The organism is Campylobacter sp. IFREMER_LSEM_CL2127 (genome assembly GCF_025771745.1).
GTDB lineage: Bacteria > Campylobacterota > Campylobacteria > Campylobacterales > Campylobacteraceae > Campylobacter_D.
The window spans coordinates 1-20170 of sequence record NZ_JAKMQV010000002.1; the positions used below are offsets into that span (position 1 = coordinate 1).

Genomic DNA, 20170 nt, shown 5'->3' on the forward strand with positions numbered 1-20170 from the left:
CTCTAATGCATTTTTAGTTTTAGTGATGTTTTCATTAATTGCTTTTGCCATAGCACCAAGCTCATCATTTGTTTTAACATCTATCATAGCAGAATCTTTAGTTTTATGATTGATGAAGTCAAAGAAAGAGTTGAGGCCGATTTGAAGTTTATGAATTGTTCCAACAACACTTTTTTTAACATAAAAATAAATCACACTAATAATAATAAAAAGTACAATTACAGAAATTACAAATATAATAAATGCTAAAGAATCGGCAGGCTTTTCCACTGATTTTTTTGGTGCTATAGTTACAACACTCCAATGATCATTAGAGCCCTCCCAAAGATCAAAATTTACAAGCTGGGCTAAATTTTCTTCATTTGTAGAAGCAGGTATAAAAGTAAATAAACCATTGGTTTTGGTGCTTTGCATGTCTAGTATTGTTTTTGCACTAGGATGAGGATTAATTTCTGTGATGATTTTTCCAACATATTCTGCTTTTGGACTAGATATGATTAAACCATCACTTGAAATCAATAAACGTTGGTCATTTGCAAATAAACTCTTATTTGGATCATTTAATTCTTCTCTCAATAAATCAATGCGCACAAGCATACCTATTGCACCAATTGTTTCGTTATTCTTTCCAAAAATTGGTAAAACAATGTTTACTAAGTATAATTTTTCTCCATTTATAGAATAATCTCTAGGTCTTCCAACGGCAGGTTGCTTGGTTTGTAAAGCTTTTATGAGAGAATTTTGTTGCAAGATTACTTCTTCAGCTTGGATGAATTTAATTGATCCTTTTTGTTGTGGATTTTCATCTTTTGCTAGTAATAAAAACTTTCCTGATGGAGTAAGATTTAAAGGATTATTGCCGTGGTATTGGTTAAGATGAATATATGCAAAATAAGTCCAAGAATTTGAATCTAGCATACTGCTTATTAAAATTTTAAGATCTTCTATATCTAAGTTATTATCTTTATTTGCAAAATTTTTAATAACGCCTTGTGCTGTTTCTAGTGTTGAATATGCGTTTTGGGTAATTGCTTGAATCCCATTTGAGTATCTATTGGCGCTACTTAATAAAAGTTTATGAGCTTCATCATTAAGCATTTCTTGGCTTTTTGAGATTATCGTTACAGATAAAATTCCTATGCCAATAAATATTACAGAAGATAAAATTAAAATCATTTTTGTAGTTAAATTAAAATTTTTAAACATTAGTTACCTCTTTCATCTGATGTATTTGATAAAATGGTAACTTTTGTTTTTTAATATTTTTTTATTAGTTTGTTAATTTTTTCCCACAATCTTACTCCTAATTCTTTTGCATTATTTTTATCTAAACTTTTATATTTATGACTAGCAAGTTTTTCAAGCTCACTTAGCTCTTTGGCTAGAATGTTAAGTTTATTTTGTGCTAGCTTGCTAAAGTCGTCAATTTTTGGATTTTGTTTAATTTCATTTATTTTAATAAGGATTTGTTCTCTATTTTCTTGTATGAGACGTTTAAATTTAGCAAATAAAGTGTCAAATTTATTTTCTAATAAATCTTTGAGTATGTCTTTTACGGGATTGTCAAGTTCTGATGATATTTTTTTAAGCATTTGAATAAATTCTTGTTCTATATCTATAAGTTCTTTTTCTTTGTTTTTTAAATCATATTCTAAAGCACTATATGCAAAGCTTGATTTAAATTTTTCAATCGCTAAAGAAATTCCTTCTTGCGCTCCATAAATACTTCCAATACATAAATCATAAGCAAAGGCTTGTGATTCATTAGCAAGTTCAAAAGCTGCATTTAAAACTACTTGGGAGATTTTTAAAATTCTTTCTTTTTCAAAACTTCCTTCACAAATTGCATTAAAGACTAAATTTTTAGCAATCTCACAAGAAGTAAGCTCTATATTTTCTCCTTTTTCTAAGGTTGTGATAAAAGCACTTTCGGCAGTTTCTTTTAAAAGACCTAGTATTTCTATATCATAAAGCATTGCATCATTAATGCTTATATTAAATTCATTTAAATTCAAATCCTTTAAGGTTTTTTCTAAGTCAAAAAAATTATCACAAATTTTATGCTTAATGGTGTTTTTTTGTTCTTCGATTTTTACTTTTAATTTGCCATATTCATTAATATAAGCAAAAAATGCTTTTTTATCCTCTTCCACTCTAGCTTTGATGATACCTTGGATTATTTTAGAAATATTTTCTTCATTTATAAGTTCAAGTTTTTCTAATACCTTAGAAAAGATGGTAAAAAGCTCTTCATTGCTAGTATTTTCAAAACTAATTTTTTTATAACTTAGACTAAAAACAAGCTCGCTAATTAAGTTTGGAATTTCGTTTTTTTCACAAGCTAAGAGAGAATTTTCAAAAATAATGGCTAAATTTTTCATAGTTTTTCCTTTTTATAGTACAAATTTGGCTTTACTTTTTAATTGATTAAAAATATTTAAACGGTCACTTTTGCTATCTACATAAACACTTAAAAGATAGCTTTTGTATGTTCCTTGTTTGCTAGTATTTGAGATTTTGTATTTAAATTCTCTTTCATTTAGTATTTGGGTAAAAATTTCTAAAGCATCAACTCCGGCTTCAAAAACGACTTTGTAATCCCAAAAAGTAGGGTAATTTATAATAGGTTCTTTTTTAAGATCGCAGATATTTACCACTTTTTCCTCCTTCTTTACTTTCTAAAACTATATTAGTAATTTGCATACTTTTATCAATAGCCTTAACCATATCATAAATAGTTAAAAGTCCAATGCTAACAGCAGTTAAGCTTTCCATTTCAACTCCGGTTTTTCCTTCGCATTTTACGGTCACAAAAAGTTTAAAAGAATATTCTTCTTTGTTTTCTTCTATATGGGTTTGTACTTTTGAAATCATTAAAGGATGACACATTGGAATGAGATTTGAAGTTTGCTTAGCTCCCATGATGGCTGCTGTGATGGCAGTTTGCAAAACAGGTCCTTTTTTAGCTTTATTTTCAATGATAGCTTCAAATGCTTCTTTGCTCATGTATATTTTACCGCTTGCACAAGCTTCTCTTTGGGTGATATCTTTTTGACTTACATCTACCATTTTGGGATGGTTTTTTTCATCTAAATGCGTTAAATTCATATTTTTCCTTAAGTAAAGTTTGAAAAATTATACCAAAATGTATATTTTTATATTAAAATACTACTAAAAAATTTTAAAGGATTTATAATGGCTTATGATGATGAAGAATTTGAAAATTACGATGATGAAATGTATGATGAAACAGATGATGATACTTATGTAAATAATCAAAGATCGTATAATTATGACGATGATGATTATGAATACGATGATGATTATAGTGATGATGATACTTATGAGATGGATTAAGAGTGAGTAAAAATCTTAGCAAAAAAGATATAAAAGTTTTAGGTCTTTCTTCTTTGGGAGGGACTTTAGAATTTTATGATTTTATCATTTTTGTATTTTTTGCAAGTTATATTTCTAAAAATTTCTTTCCTGAAAATTTAAGTCCATTTTGGCAAATGTTTAATACTTATGGAATTTTTGCTGCAGGATATTTAGCTAGACCGCTTGGCGGTATAGTTATGGCTCATTTTGGCGATAAATTTGGCCGTAAGAAAATGTTTATGCTTAGTATTTTGCTGATGGTTGTGCCAACTTTTATGCTTGCTTTTATACCTGCTTATGAAAGTATAGGGTATTTATGTATAGTATTTTTAGTATTTGTAAGGATTTGTCAAGGTATAGCTATAGGTGGGGAATTACCTGGTGCTTGGGTTTTTATATTTGAGCATGCTCCAAAGGGTCAAAAACGCACTTATCTTGGAATTTTAACAGCTTCTGTGGTAGGTGGAATTTTACTTGGTAGTTTTGTGTTTTTGATGATGAATAAACTTTTCACGCAAGAAGAGCTTTATGAGTGGGCATGGAGAATTCCATTTTTCTTGGGAGGAATTTTTGGGATCATTTCTGCTTATTTGCGTAAATTTTTAAGAGAAACTCCTGTTTTTGAGCAAATGAAAAAAGATAAAGCCTTAGAAAAATTCCCTTTAAAAGAAGTGTTTAAAAAGGCTAAGCTAGGTGTTGTGCTTTCTATGTTGATAACTTGGGTTTTAACTGCTTGCATTGTTGTGATGATTTTAATCATACCTTCTTTTATGGCAAAAATGTTAAGTATTGATGCAAGCGTTCAAACTTATATGCAAATGCTTGGTATAGTTGTGCTTGTAACTGGCTGTATATTAAGTGGAATTTTGGCTGATAAAATAGGTATAGTAAAAGCTTGTGTGGTTTTTTCATTAGGATTTTTCTTAACTTGTTTGTTTTATTTTAATGCTCTTTATACTAAAACACCTGATTTTAATACAGTGAGTGTGTATTATTTGAGTGCTTGTTTTTTTGCTGGAGTGATGAATTTTTGCCCTTTAATGATGAGTGAAGTATTTGATGCTAAGATTAAATTTTCAGGACTTAGTTTTTCATATAATATAGCTTATGCATTAGCCGGTGGGTTTACCCCGCAACTTGCTTTATTTTTACATACTATTGCTTTAGGAAATTTAGAAAATATCGCTCGTTTTTCTTTAGGATTTTATATGCTAGCTATGGCTATAATCTCACTTATTTGTGCTTTGATGTTTAAATATCTTAGTAATACCCAACGCACATACTCTCAGTGATTTTAATACGCTTTTCCAAAGGAGTGGGACTAAAAAAATGGCATTTTTCGATGTAAATATTATAATTATAATCTAGCTTTAAAAGATCGTAAAATGCCTTTAAATTTACAAATTTAACCCCACATACTTCTTTTATATCTAAGATTTTATAAATTTGAGAATTATTTTTTTCTACTAAATGAGATGGAGCTAAAGTGGTAAATGAGCAAAAAGCACTTGCTAACACATAGCCACTTAAATTTTCACATTTTTGTATAAGATGTTGGTGTTTTTTTAAAATACTTTTTTTGTGTAAAAATACCACTCTTGTGCCTTGATAACGTGCTGCTTGAACGTTTTTCCAAAATTTATAAGCATTTTTAGAGATATTTGCTAATTGATGTAATTGTACATTTAAGACATAATCATCTAAGAATTGATTGGATGGTAAAATAGTATAAGTCATAGTTTTTCTTTAGTTTTGTTTTTAAAATTATACTAAAAATTGACTTTTGTTTATATTTTTAATTTCTAAATTTAATACAATAAGTAAAAATTATTTTTAAGGAAAAGCATGAAATTTGAAACTATTAATCATGAGGGTATAAAAAAACTTATGGATGTTTTTTATACAAAGGTTAGAGTGGATAAAGATTTAGGACCTATTTTTAATGAAAAAATCGGCACAGATGATGAGAGTTGGAAAAAACATAAAGAAAAAATAGCAAGTTTTTGGGCAGGGATGTTTTTAGCTGATCCAAGTTATAGTGGTTCACCTTTGAGAGCTCATCATGAATTACCTCCATTTCCAAGAGAATTTTTTGATATTTGGCTTAATTTATTTGATGAGAGTTTGCAAGAAGTTTTTGAAGATGAACCAAGAAATATCATTATAGAAAGAGCTAGAATGATAGCCCAAAGATTTCAAATGATTATTTATGATCATAGATTTGCTTAAGAGTTTAAAAACTCTTAGCGATAGTTAAATGTATGTAAGTTTTCACTATGTGAATATTTATAACTGTATTTTCCATCAAGATATATTACCAAACGATAATACCCTTTATGTGAACCAAATACAACTTTTCTAACTTGTGCTGTATTAACTTGCAGTGTTTTGGTGTTAAAATTTTGTTTTTTAGCAAAATCTATAATAATTTTAGTAGGATCTCCTATAGAAAGATGTCTTAGTATTTTATCCTGGGTTTTGATATTGATTTTGTTATTATAAAAACCAAGAGAAATAAAATTATAAATATTTCCGCTAAAAAGTGGTGTTTCTATGTTTAAAGTAGTGTTGTTTTCTTCTGTTTTTGAGTTTTTATTTCCTTGTTTTTGTGGCACGGTTACAGATACATCAAGTATAGGCGTGGCATTTGGACTTTTAGTTTTTATAAATGAGTAGGTATCATGCCAGTTAATACTTTTGTATATATCCAGAGTGGTTTGTTCTTCAGAACCATCAAGATTAATGTAAGTAATGGTAATATTTTTTAAAATTCTCGCATCAGAATTAAAGTTAAAATCTTGCCTTTGGAAAGGACTAAGTTTTGCAAATTCGGTATTTTTTTGTTCTATGTTATTATCAAAAGGATTGTCTTTTGCATTTAAAAATACACAAGAAAGTAAAAACAATATAAAAAATTTAATTCTCATGCGAATTTTCTCCCTTAAGTCTTAAAAGTTGCAAATATTCTTTTTGAGCTTGAGCATTTTTAGCTTTTAAAGTCATTATATTTTTTTCTAAAATTTTTTGCTCTTCTTTAAGTGTTAGTAGTACATCTAGAGAAGATTTACCAAAAAACATATTACCAAAATACATAGCAACAATAATAGCTACAAATGATAATGCAATGGTTTTGATGAGTTGACGATGAGCTTCCTTTTTTTTAGAATGCTCATCATACTCTTTTAATAAATCGCTCAGAGTTTATCTCCTAAGTACTCATCATTATCAAGTTCAATTTCTAATAAGCGATTGTATTTAGCAGTTCTTTCACCTCTTGCTAGAGCTCCTGTTTTGATTTGTCCTGTATTAAGCGCTACTGCAAAATCAGCTATAAAAGCATCTTCGCTTTCGCCACTTCTGTGACTCATAATACATCTGTAATTATTTCTATGAGCTAATCTTACTGTTCTCATAGTTTGAGTGATTGTTCCAATTTGATTAGGCTTAATCAATACAGCATTTGCCATATTTTTCATGATACCTTCTCTTAAAATATCTTCATTAGTTACAAACAAATCATCACCCACAAGTTGAATTTTATTACCAAGCTTTTGAGTAAGTTTAATCCAACCTTCATAATCATCTTCAGCTAAACCATCTTCAATACTAAAAATTGGATATTTTGCACATAATTCTTCATAACGCGCGATTAAGTCTTCACTTGAGAAAACTTTACCCTCTAAATGGTATTTACCATCTTTATAAAGTTCACTACTTGCTACATCTAACGCTAGTTTGATTTTATTTTCATAACCTGCTTTTTTAATACAAGTCATTAAAAGATCAAGCGGTTCTGTATTATTTGCTAAATTTGGTGCAAAACCACCCTCATCGCCTAAGGCAGTAGAGTGACCTAAGTTGGCTAATTCTTTTTTCAATACTGCATAAATTTCACAAACTGATCTTAATCCTTCTTTAAAGCTTGAAAAACCAAAAGGCATAATCATAAATTCTTGAAAATCTACGCTATTGTTTGCATGTGCACCACCGTTGATGATATTACACATTGGTACGGGTAATACGCTTGCATTTGCCCCACCTAAATAGCGATATAAAGGTACACCTAGTGCATTAGCAGCAGCGCGTGCTGTTGCCATAGAAATTCCTAAGGTTGCATTTGCTCCTAGGTTAGAGTAGTTTTTTGTCCCATCAAGCTCTAAAAGAGTATTATCTAGTTGGGTTTGATTAAATGCATCAAGCCCTATAATGTTTTCAGCTATGGTGCCATTGATGTTTTCAATCGCTTTTAAAACACCTTTACCACCAAATCTTTCATCATTATCTCTTAGTTCTAAAGCTTCTTTTTTTCCCGTGCTTGCACCACTTGGAACGATAGCGCTTCCTACGCTACCATCGCTTAGCATGATTTCGGCTTTAATGGTAGGGTTGCCTCTACTATCTAAAACTTCAAAAGCTCTTAAATCTTCAATAATCAACATTATTCCTCTCCTTCTTCATCGTCTTCTTTTGCACCCAAAATCATACTATCTATACCGATTGAGTTTTGTATGGCTTGAGTGATTTCATCTGCAATAGCTGGGTTTTCTTTTAAAAATGCTTTGGCATTTTCTCTACCTTGGCCAAGTTTAGAAGCCTTGTAAGAAAACCACGCACCACTTTTATCAATAATATCAAGTTTTACACCATAGTCTATTAGCTCACCCTCACGGCTTACACCCTCGCCAAACATCACATCAAATTCAGCCTGTTTAAATGGAGGAGCTACTTTATTTTTAGCCACTTTTACCTTAACACGGTTTCCAATAGGCTCATCATTTTGTTTTAAAGTAGCTGTTTTTCTTACATCTAAACGAACCGAAGCATAAAATTTTAAAGCATTTCCTCCGGTAGTTGTTTCAGGAGTGCCATAGCCCATCATGCCTATTTTCATACGAATTTGGTTGATGAAAATTACAGTAGTATTCATTTTATGAACGATACCGGTTAATTTTCTTAAAGCTTGACTCATTAATCTTGCTTGAAGACCTACATGCTGATCTCCCATATCACCTTCGATTTCTGCTTTTGGAGTAAGTGCAGCAACGCTATCTACTACTATTAGATCAATGGCTCCACTTCTTGCTATGGTTTCAACGATTTCTAAGGCTTGTTCTCCAAAATCTGGTTGAGAGATGTAAAGATTTTCTGTATCAACACCTAAATTTTTTGCATATCTTACATCAAGAGCATGTTCAGCATCAATAAACGCACAAACTCCGCCTTTTTTTTGACACTCTGCTATGATGTGCAAGGTAAGTGTAGTTTTACCTGAACTTTCAGGCCCATAAATTTCTATAATTCTTCCTTTTGGAACCCCGCCAATTCCTAAAGCCAAATCAAGTCCAACCGAACCTGTAGGAATAGAATCAATTTTTTCAACTTCTTTATCGCCAAGTCTTAAAATAGTACCTTTTCCAAAGGTTTTATCAAGACTTTTTAAAGCCGCATCAAGTGATTTTCTTTTATTATCATCCATGCTTGTTAATCCTTTTATAATATGTTTAAAATTGTATCAAAAAGAAATTTAATATAAGTTTTTATTTTGAATTTTGCTAAAATACTTTTTTAAATTTTTCAAGGAGAAAAATGAATAAAAAAATTAGTGTAGCACACTCTCCTGATGCTGATGATATTTTTATGTATATGGCGATTAAATTTGGTTGGGTTGGGAATGCTTATGAGTATGAAAATACAGCTTTAGATATACAAACTTTAAATGAACTTGCATTAGAAAATATATACGATGTTAGTGCGATATCTTTTGCGCTTTATCCTTTAATAGCTAGTGAATATGCTTTATTGAAAACCGCGGTGAGTTTTGGTGAGGGTTATGGGCCAAAGCTTATTAAGAAAAAAGATAAAAAATTAAAGCCAAATTTTAAAGTTGCTTTAAGTGGAGTGCACACTACCAATGCTTTAATCTTTCGCATAAAATACCCACAAGCTAGAATAGTTTATAAGAATTTTTTAGAGATTGAAAAGGCTGTTTTAGAAGATGAGGTTGATGTGGGAGTGCTTATACATGAGAGTATTTTAGAATTTGATTCTAGCTTATGTGTTGAGGCTGAACTTTGGGATATTTGGCAAGAATTAGCCAAAGATGATTTGCCTTTACCTTTGGGTGGTATGGCTCTTAGAAGATCTTTACCACTTAATGATGCAATAGCGGTTGAAAAAGATTTGATTAAAGCAGTAGAAGTAGCTGATCATAATAGAAAAATCTTAGCTTCTATGCTTTTAGAGCGTAATTTAATACGCGTTGATGCCCAAAAACTTGATGTGTATTTAAATTTATACGCAAATAAAAACTCTATAAATATGAATGATAAACAATACAATGCTATAGATAAGCTTTTTGAGCTTGGGTTTAATCATGGATTTTATGAGAAGTTAATAAAAAGCAAAGACTATCTTATCCCTAGTGAGTATGAAGAATTTAGAAATTCTTGATAGAATTTAAATTTTTAAGGAGTAAATATGGAAAGTACTTTAGTAGCCTTGGGTGTACAAACTTTTAAAATCACACTTATGCTTTCTTTACCTATGCTTTTAGCAGGGCTTATTGCAGGGCTTATTATAAGTATTTTTCAAGCTGTAACGCAAATTAATGAAGCTACGCTTTCTTTTGTGCCAAAAATTTTACTTGTTGTTGTGGTAATAGTATTTTTAATGCCTTGGATGATAAGTTCTATGATTGATTTTACAACGAATATTTTAAATCAAATTCCAAGCTTTATTAGATGATTATTGATTTTTCTAAGTATTCTTCTGTGCGTATAGGCGAGAGCTTTGAAGTACAAATACTTGAAGAGCTTTGCGAATTTGATGGTTTTTTAATAGGTGGGGCAAATAATCTTTTAATTTCTCCAAAGCCTAAAAAACTTGGAATTTTAGGGAAAAGTTTTGATTATATTAAAATTTTAGAGCAAAATGAAAAAGGTATGTTTTTAGAGATAGGCTCTAGCGTGAAATCTTTTAAAATGTATCATTTTGCTAAAGAAAATAACCTAAAAGGCTTTGAGTTTTTAAGAAATATCCCAGGGACTTTAGGTGGTATTTTAAAAATGAACGCAGGGTTAAAAGATGAGGATATTAGTAAAAACTTAATTAGTATTTGCACTTTTAATCAAGAAATTTTAAAACAAAACATCGCTTTTGCTTATAGGTTTAATCCTATTAAAGAAGTGATGTTTAGCGCGAAGTTTTTTTTAGAATATGGATTTGACCCAGTTAAAGATGAGCTTTTAAAAAATGCAAGAAAAAATCAACCCAAAGGTGCTAGCTTTGGCTCTATTTTTAAAAATCCCAAAAACGATCATGCAGGAAGGTTGATAGAAGCAGTTAATCTTAAAGGTTTTAGTAAAAATGATGCGATGTTTAGTAATGAACATGCAAATTTTTTAATCAATAAAAAACATGCTAGTTTTGATGATGCTATGTTTTTGATAGAGCTTGCTAAAAAAAGAGTTTTTGAAGAATTTGGGATTGTTTTAGAAGAAGAAGTGGTAATTATATAGTATTTTTAATATCTTCATAAACAATTTTAGCTATTTCTTGGACTAATTCTTGATAAGATTTATTTTTATCATTTGTGCTAAATTGAGTATTGATAGTAAGGATTTTATGATCTTTTAGTTTTTTTGTTTTAGCATTAAAAAGTTTGTATTCTATGTCGGCTTTGACTTCAAAATTGGAAAAAAGCAAGAAATTTTGTTGGCTTGCTTGAATACTTTTTAAATCTAGCAAAATAATAAAATCAGCCTTTTTGAAACGATTAAATTCTAAAAACTCACTTGCATTGATGAAATTTTTATTTGTTTGCAAGATATTTTGGCTATTGATGTAAGTTTGATTTTCTTTTTGACTAAGTAAGGCAAAATTATTTTGCTCATTTAAAATAGCACTTAATGCTTTTAGTGTGTCTTTTGCCATGCTTTTAGCATCGATTTTTAAATTTGAAAAATAAAAATTATATTCTTTTTCATAGCTTGGCACTAAAGCTAAGGTGTTAATGTGTGAGAGTTTATCATAATTTATATTTTGTTCAAGATTGATGATACTAAAATCATCGTTATTTTGTAATTTGATGATTTTTTTATTTGCAAAAGAGTTAGCATAAATAGCACTTAAAAAACACAAAAACATTAAAAAAAATCTCACTAAAAACCTTTTAATTTAAATTCATTCTTAGCAAAAGCTATAAAACTTGGAAGTTTAAAATCAGGACTATTATAATTTAGAGCTTTTTTATCAAAATCGTATAAAATTCCACCATTTTGTTTGACTAAAAAATCTCCCGCAGCTATATCCCAAGCTTTTGGACCACCAAAACGTGGGTAAATTCCAGCTTTTGCTTCAAGTAAATATACAAATTTCAAAGCAGATGAAACCTTAATGCCTTCAAGATGATTTTGAATGAAAAAATCTTCATTGTTATCATGGTTTTTAGAGTAAAGGGCTATATTTTTAACCTTTTCGTATTGCTCTAAGCTAAGATTTAAAATTTCATTATTTTTATAAACCTTAGTATGAGTATGTGCATAATAAAATGCATTATTTTCCACATCGCCTATGAGTGAAAGTATAGGGGTGTTTTTATGGATTAATGCGATTAAAACACAATATTCTTTATCTTTTTTAGCATAAGATTTAGTACCATCAAGTGGATCTATGAGCCAAAAATACGCTAAATTTTTTCTTTCTTCATAAGAGAGTATATTTTCTTCAGAGCATATAGCTATATCGCTTGAAGCCAAAATCTCACTAATAGCTTCATTAGACTTTATATCAGCTAAACCTACTGGGGAATCATCATCTTTAAGCCACAAGGTATTTTTGTCTTTATATTCAAGCAATACTTTTGAGGCTTCCTTGCCTGCTTTTAAGGCTAATTCTAAAAGTGTGTCTAAATTTTTCATAAAAAAAGTATAGCAATTTTATATAAATACTTAGTAGAATTATTTTCTACTAAGATTATTAATAAATTTAATTAAGCTAATGGCTAAAATTGCTTCAAGTAAAGCAGTAAGCACTAGCCCCGAGTATATATCTTGAGTGATGATATTGGTTTGATAAGAAAGCGTAGCTACTGCGATGAGTAAGGTTAGTGGCATAGAATGGCTTAGGCCAAATAAAAAGGTGTTTTTTAAACCAAGTATTTTTACAAAAGTCATAGCACAAAGTATTCTTAGTCCTATCATAAAGGCAGTTAGCGAAAAAGCTATGAGCAAAACTTGAGGGTTTAAAAGCATTTGGAGTTTAAAACTTGAGCCTATATAGATGAAAAATATAGGGATTAAAAAGCCATAACCAAAACTAGAAAGTTTATGCTCTAAGTCTTTTTTATGATCAAAAAAAGTAGCTATAAATGAACCTGCTATAAAAGCTCCAAGTGCAACTTCAAGTTTAAAATAAATCATAATCGCAACTATGGCTATGAAAATTGCCATGCAAAATCTTATATCTTTTTCGTTTTGATCTTGCCAAGGCATGAGTATGGTTTTAAGCTGTGGATACCACCAAAAAAGCACTTCTAAAAATTTAAATCCAAAAATACAAAGTGCTAAAAATCCTACTAAGTATAATAAATTTTGAGTGAGTGAGAAAAGATCGGCTCCTTTTCCCAAAAATGCTGCAGCTATGGTAAGCAAAACTATGCTTACAACTTCAGCTAAAGTGGCTACTACCATAGATACATTAAGCCACTCACAGTTTTTGCCAAAGTCTCTATAAAGTGTTGAGAGTAAACCTACGCTCATAACAGGTATAATAATGACAAAAATATAAGAAATATCTATACTTTCAACCGCTAAAATACTAAAAGCATATAAAAGTATAATGTAAATAAAAGCTTTATTAAGTAAGCTTCTTTCAGTGTTTAAAAAGGTTTTAAGGTTAATCTCCATACCCGCAATAAACATAAGATAATAAAATCCCGCATTAGCTAAAAGTTTAAAATTCTCACTTTCTCCTATGAAACCCAAAAATCCTATAAAAGAACCAAGCATGATTTCAGTGGCTGAAAGTGGGAGTTTTAAAAATTTAGCAATATAAGGTGAAGTAAGCAAACATCCTGCTACGACTAATAAAATTTTTAAATCCGTAGCAGCTTGAGCATCAATGGCATGAGCTAGCAAAGCTAAATCCCATTTGTTTTAGTTTTTGTATGTCTTTGCTAGGTTCTTCGCCTTTAGTTGTAAGATAATCGCCCACTACTATAGCACTAGCTCCTGCGTCAAAAATTTCATATTGCCTTTCTTTTAGCACTACTTCTCTACCACCTGCTACCATGATATGTGCATTTGGTAAGTCTTTTTTAGTATCTTTGATGATATTTAACGCCTCATCAGGATCAAGTAAAGCTTGTTTGAGTTTTAAATTTTCATTTGGTATGAAAAAATTAATAGGCGAAGAAAAAGGATCAAGCTCTTTTAAACTTGCTCTAAAACTTTTTCTATCAGCTTCGCTTTCTCCAAGACCATAAATTCCACCACAGCAAAGCATTAAACCTGCTTCTTTAGCATAAAGATTAGTTTGAAATCTTTGCTCCCAAGTATGCGTAGAGCAAATGTTTGGGAAAAATTCTTTAGATGTTTCTAGATTATGATTATAAGAAAAAATTCCTGCTTTTTTTAATTCTTTGAGTTGTTCTAAATTTGCTATGCCATTGCAAGCTATGAGTAAAAGTCCTTTTACTTCTTTTTGCACCGCATGAGCTACCTTGCATACATATTCAAGTTTTTCATCATCAAGCCCAGCTCCTGCTGTAACTAAACAAAAACCCAAAGCCTCATTTTTCTTAGCCATTTTAGCTTCTAAAACAATTTGATCTATATCTTTTCTTTTGTATTTATTGATATTGGTTTTCACATGAGCACTTTGAGTGCAGTATTTGCAGTCCTCCCCGCACCCTCCACTTGCTATATTAGATATAGCACAAAGCATGATTTGCATTATATTTCCTTTTTGATTTTGCATTTTAAGCACTCTAAAAATGTGCCTTTTTTAAGCTCTTTGATGATCAAAGTTTCACCGCACTCGCTACATTTTTCTTCACTTGGTTTGTATTTGCTTATATAGTTACATTTTGGATAAGCACTACAGCCATAAAATTTACCACGCTTAGAAAAACGCTCCACAATCTCGCCTTCTTGACAGCTTGGGCATTTTACACCTATGGTGTTGAGTTTTTTCTCACTTTTTTCTTCATTTTGTGTTTCTTGTTTTAAATTTCTTGAGTATTTGCATTTTGGAAAATTTAAACAAGCTATAAATTCTCCATATCTTCCTTTTCTTATAGCAAGCTCACCACCACAATCAGGGCATGTTTCATCTAATTTTGTAAAAGTTTTTTGACTTTTTATATTTTTTTTACCCTCATCGATTTTTCTCATAAAAGGAAAATAAAACTCTCTTAAAACTTCTTGCCAGTCCATTTTGCCTTCTGCTATGATGTCAAGTTTATCTTCCATTTTAGAAGTAAAATCACTATCTACTATATCGCTAAAGTTTTGCTCTAAAACTTCTGTTACAACAAAGGCTATTTCATTAGGTATGATTTGTTTTTTATCTATATGCACATATTCTCTTGCGCTAAGTAAAGAGATGGTTGGAGCATAAGTTGAAGGGCGTCCTATACCAAGATTTTCTAGCTTTTTAACAAGCCCAGCTTCAGAGTATCTTGAAGGTGGCTCGGTAAAATGTGGGTTTAATTCTATATTTTGGATATTTAATGTATCTTCTAGTTTTAAATTAGGTAAAATTTTATCTTTGTCCATATCCCCATATACTTTATAATGCCCATCAAATAAAATTTTTCTACCACTTATTTTAAAACTTGCTTCATTTGATTTTGCATAGACATTTTGAGTTTGAGATATAGCAGGATTCATCTGTGAAGCTAGGAAGCGATTGTATATTAAAGTATATAATCTTGCTTCATCTTTTTCTAAAAACTCACTTGCAAGTTTTGGAGTAAAGCTAAGATTAGTCGGTCTTATAGCCTCATGTGCTTCTTGAGCACCTTTGCTTTTAGTGGTGTAAATATGTGCTTTGCTTGGCAAGTACTCTTTACCAAAATCACTTTTAATGAGCTTTCTTACTTCTTCTAAGGCTTCTTTTGCGATATTTAAGCTATCAGTTCTCATATAAGTAATCACACCCATAATGCCTTGATGAGTTTTTACGCCCTCATAAAGTTTTTGAGCTATCATCATGGTTTTTTTAGGGTTAAAACCTAGGCGATTGCTCGCACTTTGTTGCAAAGTTGAGGTCATAAAAGGTGCTTGTGGGGCTATTTTTCTATCTTTACTTTCTATATCTTTTATTTTAAAGTTAGCATTTTTACAAGCCTTAAAGATAAGTTTGGCTCTATCTTCATTAGTTAGACTTAGTTTTTCTATCTTTTGGTTTTGAAACTCAACTAGTTCAGCTTGTAAGTCTTTTTCAAAAATCATATCTATACTAAAATATTTCAAAGGAACAAAAGCTTTAATTTCTCTTTCTCTATCGACGATGATTTTTAAAGCTGCGCTTTGTACACGCCCTGCGCTTAAGCCTTTTTGAATTTTTTGATTTAGTAAAGGGCTTAGTTTATAACCTACTATGCGATCAAGTAAGCGTCTAGTTTGTTGAGCATTGACGCTATTTATATTTAAAGATCTTGGGTTTTTTAAAGCATTTTCTATGGCACTTTTAGTGATCTCATGAAAAACTATGCGTGGCAGGGAATTTTCATCTTTATTGATAGCCTTAGCTATATGATAAGCTATGGCTTCACCCTCGCGATCCTCATCGGTTGCAAGGTAGATGGTTTTTGCTTTTTTAGCCTTTTCTTTGAGTTCTTTTACTAAGCTTGAATGATCATTTGAAATTCTATATTCAGGTTTAAAATTTTCATCTTCTATTTTTATACCAAAGCTAGTTTTAGGTAGATCTCTAATGTGACCTTTAGAGGCTATTACTTCATAGTCTTTACCCAAAAAATTACCTATGGTTTTAGCTTTAGCAGGTGATTCTACTATGATTAAATTTTTCATTATTTTCCTTGTGAGGATTAAAATTAGTAAAAGTGTATAAAAAAAAGTTAAATTTTTTGCTTAGATGGGTTTTTAAATGAATAATCTAAAATAAGTTACAAATAAAATATTTTAAAAGTATAAAATTTTTTTCTTTATTTTCGATATAGTCTAAACAACGGCATGGAAGCGGTTGAATTTATTTAAAAGGATTTAAAATGGGATTTCGTATAAATACTAACGTGGCATCTTTAAATGCTCAAAACAATGCAAATTTAAACTCAAGAGCATTAGACAACTCTCTTGCTAGACTTAGTTCAGGTCTTAGAATCAACTCTGCAGCAGATGATGCTTCTGGGATGGCTATTGCAGATAGCTTAAGATCTCAAGCTAATACTTTGGGTCAAGCTATTAACAATGGTAATGATGCTTTAGGTATTTTACAAACAGCTGATAAGGCTATGGATGAGCAACTTAAAATCTTAGATACTATCAAAGTAAAAGCAACTCAAGCTGCTCAAGATGGACAAAGCACTAAAACAAGAAATATGCTTCAAGCTGATATTAACCGTTTGATGGAAGAGCTTGATAATATCGCAAATACTACAGCATTCAATGGTAAACAACTTTTAAGTGGTGGTTTTACTAATCAAGAATTTCAAATTGGTGCTCAGTCAAATCAAACAATCCAAGCTAGCATAGGTGCTACTCAGTCAAGTAAAATTGGTGTTACTAGATTTGAAACAGGATCTATGTCTCATACTAGTGGTGTAGCTCAACTTACCATTAAAAACTATAATGGTATTGATGATTTTAAATTCCAACCTGTAGTGATTTCATCTTCAGTAGGTACTGGTATGGGTGCTTTAGCTGAAGAGATTAACAGAGTAGCTGATATAACTGGTGTTAGAGCAAATTTCTTAGTTCAAACCACTGGGGCTACTACCATAAAAGCAGATACTACGAGTGAAGATTTTTCTATCAATGGGGTTAAGATAGGTAAAGTTGAGTATAAAGATGGAGATGAAAATGGAGCTTTGATTTCAGCTATTAACTCAGTAAAAGATACCACAGGTGTTGAAGCGTCTAAAGATGCCAATGGTAGATTGGTACTTAACTCAAGAGATGGTAGAGGTATAGAAATCACTGGTAGCATGGGTCCTGGTGCAGGTATTTTAAAAGATGATTATAAAAACTATGGTCGTTTATCATTAGTTAAAAATGATGGTAAAGATATCGCAATTTCAGGAAGTGGACTAAGCTTTATAGGTATGGGAGCAACTGATATGATTTCTCAAGCTTCTGTATCATTAAGAGAATCAAAAGGTAATATCGATACTCATATTGCTGATGCTATGGGCTTTAATGCTTATAAGGGTGGTGGAAAAATGGTAGTTACCTTTTCATCTGTTTCTACATTTATGAATGCAGCAGGTAGTGGTATGAGTGCTGGCTCAGGATATTCTGTAGGTAGCGGAAAAAATATGTCTTTAGTTTATAATAATGATGTTTTAGCGTTTGTAACAGCATTTTCTAATGCTTTTGGTTTTAGCGCAAAAGGCGATGGTTCAAGCCAGTTTGCTGCATTCGCAACTAGCGCTAATATAGCAGCTAAAGATCAACAAGCAGGTGTTACTACACTTAAAGGTGCTATGGCTGTAATGGATATAGCTGAAACTGCTATTACTAATCTTGATCAAATCAGAGCTGACATCGGTGCAGTGCAAAATCAAATCACAGCTACACTTAATAACATCAGTGTAACTCAAGTAAATATCAAATCAGCTGAATCAAATATCAGAGATGTAGACTTTGCAGCAGAAAGTGCAAACTTTGCTAAATATAACATCCTAGCTCAAAGTGGATCTTATGCTATGAGTCAGGCTAATGCTGTACAGCAAAATGTAATGAGATTATTACAATAGTAAAGAAATCCAAAACACCTTGAATATTCAAGGTGTTTTTCTCTCACTTTTTATTTTATTTCCCATTTACTTTCTTATATTTGGAACACTTATTGCTTTTATAGAAAACAAGCAATATTTTGAAAGGATTTAAAATGGGTTTTAGAATAAACACCAACATAGGTGCAATGAATGCACATGCAAATTCAACTATAACAGCAAGAGAATTAGACAAGTCTTTGTCTAGACTTAGTTCAGGTCTTAGAATCAACTCTGCAGCAGATGATGCTTCTGGGATGGCTATTGCAGATAGCTTAAGATCTCAAGCTGCAACTTTGGGTCAAGCTATTAACAATGGTAATGATGCTATAGGTATTTTGCAAACAGCTGATAAGGCTATGGATGAGCAACTTAAAATCTTAGATACTATCAAAGTAAAAGCAACTCAAGCTGCTCAAGATGGGCAAAGCACTAAAACAAGAAATATGCTTCAAGCTGATATTAACCGTTTGATGGAAGAGCTTGATAATATCGCAAATACTACAGCATTCAATGGTAAACAGCTTTTAAGTGGAAATTTTACTAATCAAGAATTTCAAATCGGTGCTCAGTCAAATCAAACTGTAAAAGCTAGCATAGGACCAACTCAATCAAGTAAAATTGGTGTTACTAGATTTGAAACAGGATCTATGTCTCATACTAGTGGTGTAGCTCAACTTACTATTAAAAACTACAATGGTGTAGATGATTTTAAATTCCAACCTGTAGTGATTTCATCTTCAGTAGGTACTGGTATGGGTGCTTTAGCTGAAGAGATTAACAGAGTAGCTGATATAACTGGTATTAGAGCAAATTATTTAGTAGAAACTACTGGAGTGGGGCCTATTAAGGAAGGTGTTACTAGTGATGATTTTGCTATTAATGGAGTTAAGATAGGTAGGATAGAATACCAAGATAGTGATCAAAATGGAGCTTTGATTTCAGCTATTAACTCAGTAAAAGATAGTACTGGTGTTGAAGCTTCAAGAGATGCTAATGGTAGATTGGTGCTTAACTCAAGAGATGGTAGAGGTATAGAAATCACTGGTAGCATGGGTCCTGGAGCAGGTATTTTAAAAGATGATTATAAAAACTATGGTCGTTTATCATTAGTTAAAAATGATGGTAAAGATATCTTAATTTCAGGAAGTGGACTAAGCTTTATAGGTATGGGAGCAACTGATATGATTTCTCAAGCTTCTGTATCATTAAGAGAATCAAAAGGAAGAATAGACTCGCATATTGCTGATGCTATGGGCTTTAATGCTTATAAGGGTGGTGGAAAAATGGTAGTTACCTTTTCATCTGTTTCTACATTTATGAATGCAGCAGGTAGTGGTATGAGTGCTGGCTCAGGATATTCTGTAGGTAGCGGAAAAAATATGTCTTTAGTGTATAACTCTACAGATGCTTTAGCATTTATAACAGCATTTTCTAATGCTTTTGGTTTTAGTGCAAACGGTGATGGTTCAAGCCAGTTTGCTGCATTCGCAACTAGCGCTAATATAGCAGCAAATGATCAAGCGCCTGGTGTTACTACACTTAAAGGTGCTATGGCTATGATGGATATAGTTGAAACTGCTACAGCAAATCTTGATGCTATCAGAGCTGACATCGGTGCAGTGCAAAATCAAATCACAGCTACACTTAATAACATCAGTGTAACTCAAGTAAATATCAAATCAGCTGAATCAAATATCAGAGATGTAGACTTTGCTGCAGAAAGTGCAAACTTTTCTAAGTATAACATCCTAGCTCAAAGTGGATCTTATGCTATGAGTCAGGCTAATGCTGTACAGCAAAATGTTCTAAAACTTTTACAATAAATCCAAA

At 31.3% G+C, this 20170-nt stretch carries 22 protein-coding genes; 8 read left to right on the forward strand and 14 right to left on the reverse strand.

Features of this window, described 5'->3' with window-relative positions; translation table 11 throughout:
* From L8V77_RS01670 to moaC, 4 genes are all read right to left on the reverse strand, one after another.
* A partial coding sequence (locus L8V77_RS01670) for a cache domain-containing protein (RefSeq protein ID WP_263706395.1) occupies positions 1–1206 on the reverse strand: 1206 nt, incomplete at its 3' end.
* A gap of 50 nt (positions 1207–1256) precedes the next feature.
* Positions 1257–2381 carry a hypothetical protein gene (locus L8V77_RS01675; protein WP_263706397.1) on the reverse strand — a complete coding sequence of 375 codons (1125 nt, stop codon included), beginning with the start codon at positions 2379–2381 and terminating at the stop codon, positions 1257–1259.
* Positions 2382–2393: 12 nt separating this feature from the next.
* Positions 2394–2657 (reverse strand): DUF493 domain-containing protein, encoded by a 264-nt coding sequence (locus L8V77_RS01680; protein WP_263664263.1) that lies wholly within the window; start codon positions 2655–2657, stop codon positions 2394–2396.
* The gene (moaC, locus tag L8V77_RS01685; RefSeq protein ID WP_263683281.1) at positions 2635–3108 is read right to left on the reverse strand and encodes a cyclic pyranopterin monophosphate synthase MoaC; all 474 of its coding nucleotides are present in this window, start codon (positions 3106–3108) and stop codon (positions 2635–2637) included. The genes L8V77_RS01680 and moaC overlap by 23 nt, the downstream gene beginning before the upstream one ends.
* 87 nt (positions 3109–3195) lie before the next feature.
* Between moaC and L8V77_RS01690 the strand changes: the two genes are divergently transcribed.
* Positions 3196–3357, forward strand: coding sequence for a highly acidic protein (locus tag L8V77_RS01690; RefSeq protein WP_039667884.1), 162 nt, complete (start codon positions 3196–3198; stop codon positions 3355–3357).
* 2 nt (positions 3358–3359) lie between these two features.
* On the forward strand, positions 3360–4670 hold the full coding sequence (locus L8V77_RS01695) for an MFS transporter (RefSeq protein WP_263706399.1): 1311 nt from the start codon (positions 3360–3362) through the stop codon (positions 4668–4670).
* Here the strand turns inward: L8V77_RS01695 and L8V77_RS01700 are convergent.
* Positions 4639–5115, reverse strand: a complete 477-nt coding sequence (locus tag L8V77_RS01700; RefSeq protein ID WP_263706401.1) for a cysteine permease — start codon at positions 5113–5115, stop codon at positions 4639–4641. The two genes, L8V77_RS01695 and L8V77_RS01700, sit on opposite strands and share 32 nt — an antisense overlap.
* 108 nt (positions 5116–5223) lie before the next feature.
* Here L8V77_RS01700 and L8V77_RS01705 point away from each other — a divergent pair, with 108 nt between their 5' ends.
* Positions 5224–5607, forward strand: a complete 384-nt coding sequence (locus L8V77_RS01705) for a group III truncated hemoglobin (protein ID WP_263706404.1) — start codon at positions 5224–5226, stop codon at positions 5605–5607.
* A 14-nt stretch (positions 5608–5621) separates the two neighbouring features.
* Here the strand turns inward: L8V77_RS01705 and L8V77_RS01710 are convergent, their stop codons facing one another.
* The 4 genes from L8V77_RS01710 to recA form a co-directional block, all read right to left on the reverse strand.
* On the reverse strand, positions 5622–6305 hold the full coding sequence (locus L8V77_RS01710; RefSeq protein ID WP_039667888.1) for an AMIN domain-containing protein: 684 nt from the start codon (positions 6303–6305) through the stop codon (positions 5622–5624).
* On the reverse strand, positions 6295–6456 hold the full coding sequence (locus L8V77_RS01715) for a hypothetical protein (protein ID WP_163197158.1): 162 nt from the start codon (positions 6454–6456) through the stop codon (positions 6295–6297). Before L8V77_RS01715 ends, L8V77_RS01710 begins: the two co-directional genes overlap by 11 nt.
* A 116-nt stretch (positions 6457–6572) precedes the next feature.
* Positions 6573–7817: a phosphopyruvate hydratase gene (gene eno / locus L8V77_RS01720; RefSeq protein WP_133319944.1), complete on the reverse strand. Its 1245-nt coding sequence runs from the start codon at positions 7815–7817 to the stop codon at positions 6573–6575.
* Positions 7817–8854, reverse strand: a complete 1038-nt coding sequence (gene recA, locus L8V77_RS01725) for a recombinase RecA (protein WP_039617275.1) — start codon at positions 8852–8854, stop codon at positions 7817–7819. The genes eno and recA overlap by 1 nt, the downstream gene beginning before the upstream one ends.
* Before the next feature lie 110 nt (positions 8855–8964).
* On the opposite strand from recA, the gene L8V77_RS01730 reads away from it, so the two are divergent.
* The 3 genes from L8V77_RS01730 to L8V77_RS01740 are packed head-to-tail and all read left to right on the forward strand — an operon-like array spanning position 8965 to position 10895.
* Entirely contained in the window at positions 8965–9828 is an 864-nt protein-coding gene (locus L8V77_RS01730) for a menaquinone biosynthesis family protein (protein ID WP_263706406.1), read from the forward strand.
* A 27-nt stretch (positions 9829–9855) separates the two neighbouring features.
* On the forward strand, positions 9856–10122 hold the full coding sequence (gene fliQ, locus L8V77_RS01735) for a flagellar biosynthesis protein FliQ (protein ID WP_012660903.1): 267 nt from the start codon (positions 9856–9858) through the stop codon (positions 10120–10122).
* Entirely contained in the window at positions 10119–10895 is a 777-nt protein-coding gene (locus L8V77_RS01740; protein WP_263706408.1) for a UDP-N-acetylmuramate dehydrogenase, read from the forward strand. Before fliQ ends, L8V77_RS01740 begins: the two co-directional genes overlap by 4 nt.
* Here the strand turns inward: L8V77_RS01740 and L8V77_RS01745 are convergent.
* Genes L8V77_RS01745 through topA form a run of 5 tightly spaced genes read right to left on the reverse strand, consistent with a single transcriptional unit; the run spans position 10888 to position 16415 of the window.
* Positions 10888–11538, reverse strand: coding sequence for a hypothetical protein (locus tag L8V77_RS01745; RefSeq protein ID WP_263706410.1), 651 nt, complete (start codon positions 11536–11538; stop codon positions 10888–10890). The two genes, L8V77_RS01740 and L8V77_RS01745, sit on opposite strands and share 8 nt — an antisense overlap.
* Entirely contained in the window at positions 11538–12296 is a 759-nt protein-coding gene (locus L8V77_RS01750; RefSeq protein ID WP_263706411.1) for a 3'(2'),5'-bisphosphate nucleotidase CysQ, read from the reverse strand. The genes L8V77_RS01745 and L8V77_RS01750 overlap by 1 nt, the downstream gene beginning before the upstream one ends.
* A gap of 39 nt (positions 12297–12335) precedes the next feature.
* Complete coding sequence (locus L8V77_RS01755; RefSeq protein WP_052241302.1) at positions 12336–13514, reverse strand: sodium/hydrogen exchanger family protein; 1179 nt, start codon at positions 13512–13514, stop codon at positions 12336–12338.
* A complete protein-coding gene (locus L8V77_RS01760) occupies positions 13495–14331 on the reverse strand; it encodes a biotin synthase (RefSeq protein ID WP_263706412.1) in 837 nt (278 codons plus the stop codon). The genes L8V77_RS01755 and L8V77_RS01760 overlap by 20 nt, the downstream gene beginning before the upstream one ends.
* Positions 14331–16415: a type I DNA topoisomerase gene (gene topA, locus L8V77_RS01765; RefSeq protein ID WP_412175127.1), complete on the reverse strand. Its 2085-nt coding sequence runs from the start codon at positions 16413–16415 to the stop codon at positions 14331–14333. The genes L8V77_RS01760 and topA overlap by 1 nt, the downstream gene beginning before the upstream one ends.
* Positions 16416–16612: 197 nt before the next feature.
* On the opposite strand from topA, the gene L8V77_RS01770 reads away from it, so the two are divergent.
* Complete coding sequence (locus tag L8V77_RS01770) at positions 16613–18319, forward strand: flagellin A (RefSeq protein WP_263706413.1); 1707 nt, start codon at positions 16613–16615, stop codon at positions 18317–18319.
* Between the two features lie 134 nt (positions 18320–18453).
* Positions 18454–20163: a flagellin A gene (locus L8V77_RS01775; RefSeq protein WP_263706414.1), complete on the forward strand. Its 1710-nt coding sequence runs from the start codon at positions 18454–18456 to the stop codon at positions 20161–20163.
* The last annotated feature ends 7 nt before the right edge of the window (positions 20164–20170 follow it).

Excerpts from the sequence above, each read along its gene's own strand:
- L8V77_RS01675 (WP_263706397.1), bottom strand. The coding sequence starts at position 2,381 with ATGAAAAATTTAGCCATTATTTTTGAAAATTCTCTCTTAGCTTGTGAA.
- moaC (WP_263683281.1), bottom strand. The coding sequence starts at position 3,108 with ATGAATTTAACGCATTTAGATGAAAAAAACCATCCCAAAATGGTAGAT.
- L8V77_RS01690 (WP_039667884.1), top strand. The coding sequence starts at position 3,196 with ATGGCTTATGATGATGAAGAATTTGAAAATTACGATGATGAAATGTAT.
- L8V77_RS01700 (WP_263706401.1), bottom strand. The coding sequence starts at position 5,115 with ATGACTTATACTATTTTACCATCCAATCAATTCTTAGATGATTATGTC.
- L8V77_RS01705 (WP_263706404.1), top strand. The coding sequence starts at position 5,224 with ATGAAATTTGAAACTATTAATCATGAGGGTATAAAAAAACTTATGGAT.
- L8V77_RS01710 (WP_039667888.1), bottom strand. The coding sequence starts at position 6,305 with ATGAGAATTAAATTTTTTATATTGTTTTTACTTTCTTGTGTATTTTTA.
- L8V77_RS01715 (WP_163197158.1), bottom strand. The coding sequence starts at position 6,456 with ATGTTTTTTGGTAAATCTTCTCTAGATGTACTACTAACACTTAAAGAA.
- eno (WP_133319944.1), bottom strand. The coding sequence starts at position 7,817 with ATGTTGATTATTGAAGATTTAAGAGCTTTTGAAGTTTTAGATAGTAGA.
- recA (WP_039617275.1), bottom strand. The coding sequence starts at position 8,854 with ATGGATGATAATAAAAGAAAATCACTTGATGCGGCTTTAAAAAGTCTT.
- L8V77_RS01730 (WP_263706406.1), top strand. The coding sequence starts at position 8,965 with ATGAATAAAAAAATTAGTGTAGCACACTCTCCTGATGCTGATGATATT.
- fliQ (WP_012660903.1), top strand. The coding sequence starts at position 9,856 with ATGGAAAGTACTTTAGTAGCCTTGGGTGTACAAACTTTTAAAATCACA.
- L8V77_RS01740 (WP_263706408.1), top strand. The coding sequence starts at position 10,119 with ATGATTATTGATTTTTCTAAGTATTCTTCTGTGCGTATAGGCGAGAGC.
- L8V77_RS01750 (WP_263706411.1), bottom strand. The coding sequence starts at position 12,296 with ATGAAAAATTTAGACACACTTTTAGAATTAGCCTTAAAAGCAGGCAAG.
- L8V77_RS01760 (WP_263706412.1), bottom strand. The coding sequence starts at position 14,331 with ATGCAAATCATGCTTTGTGCTATATCTAATATAGCAAGTGGAGGGTGC.
- topA (WP_412175127.1), bottom strand. The coding sequence starts at position 16,415 with ATGAAAAATTTAATCATAGTAGAATCACCTGCTAAAGCTAAAACCATA.
- L8V77_RS01770 (WP_263706413.1), top strand. The coding sequence starts at position 16,613 with ATGGGATTTCGTATAAATACTAACGTGGCATCTTTAAATGCTCAAAAC.
- L8V77_RS01775 (WP_263706414.1), top strand. The coding sequence starts at position 18,454 with ATGGGTTTTAGAATAAACACCAACATAGGTGCAATGAATGCACATGCA.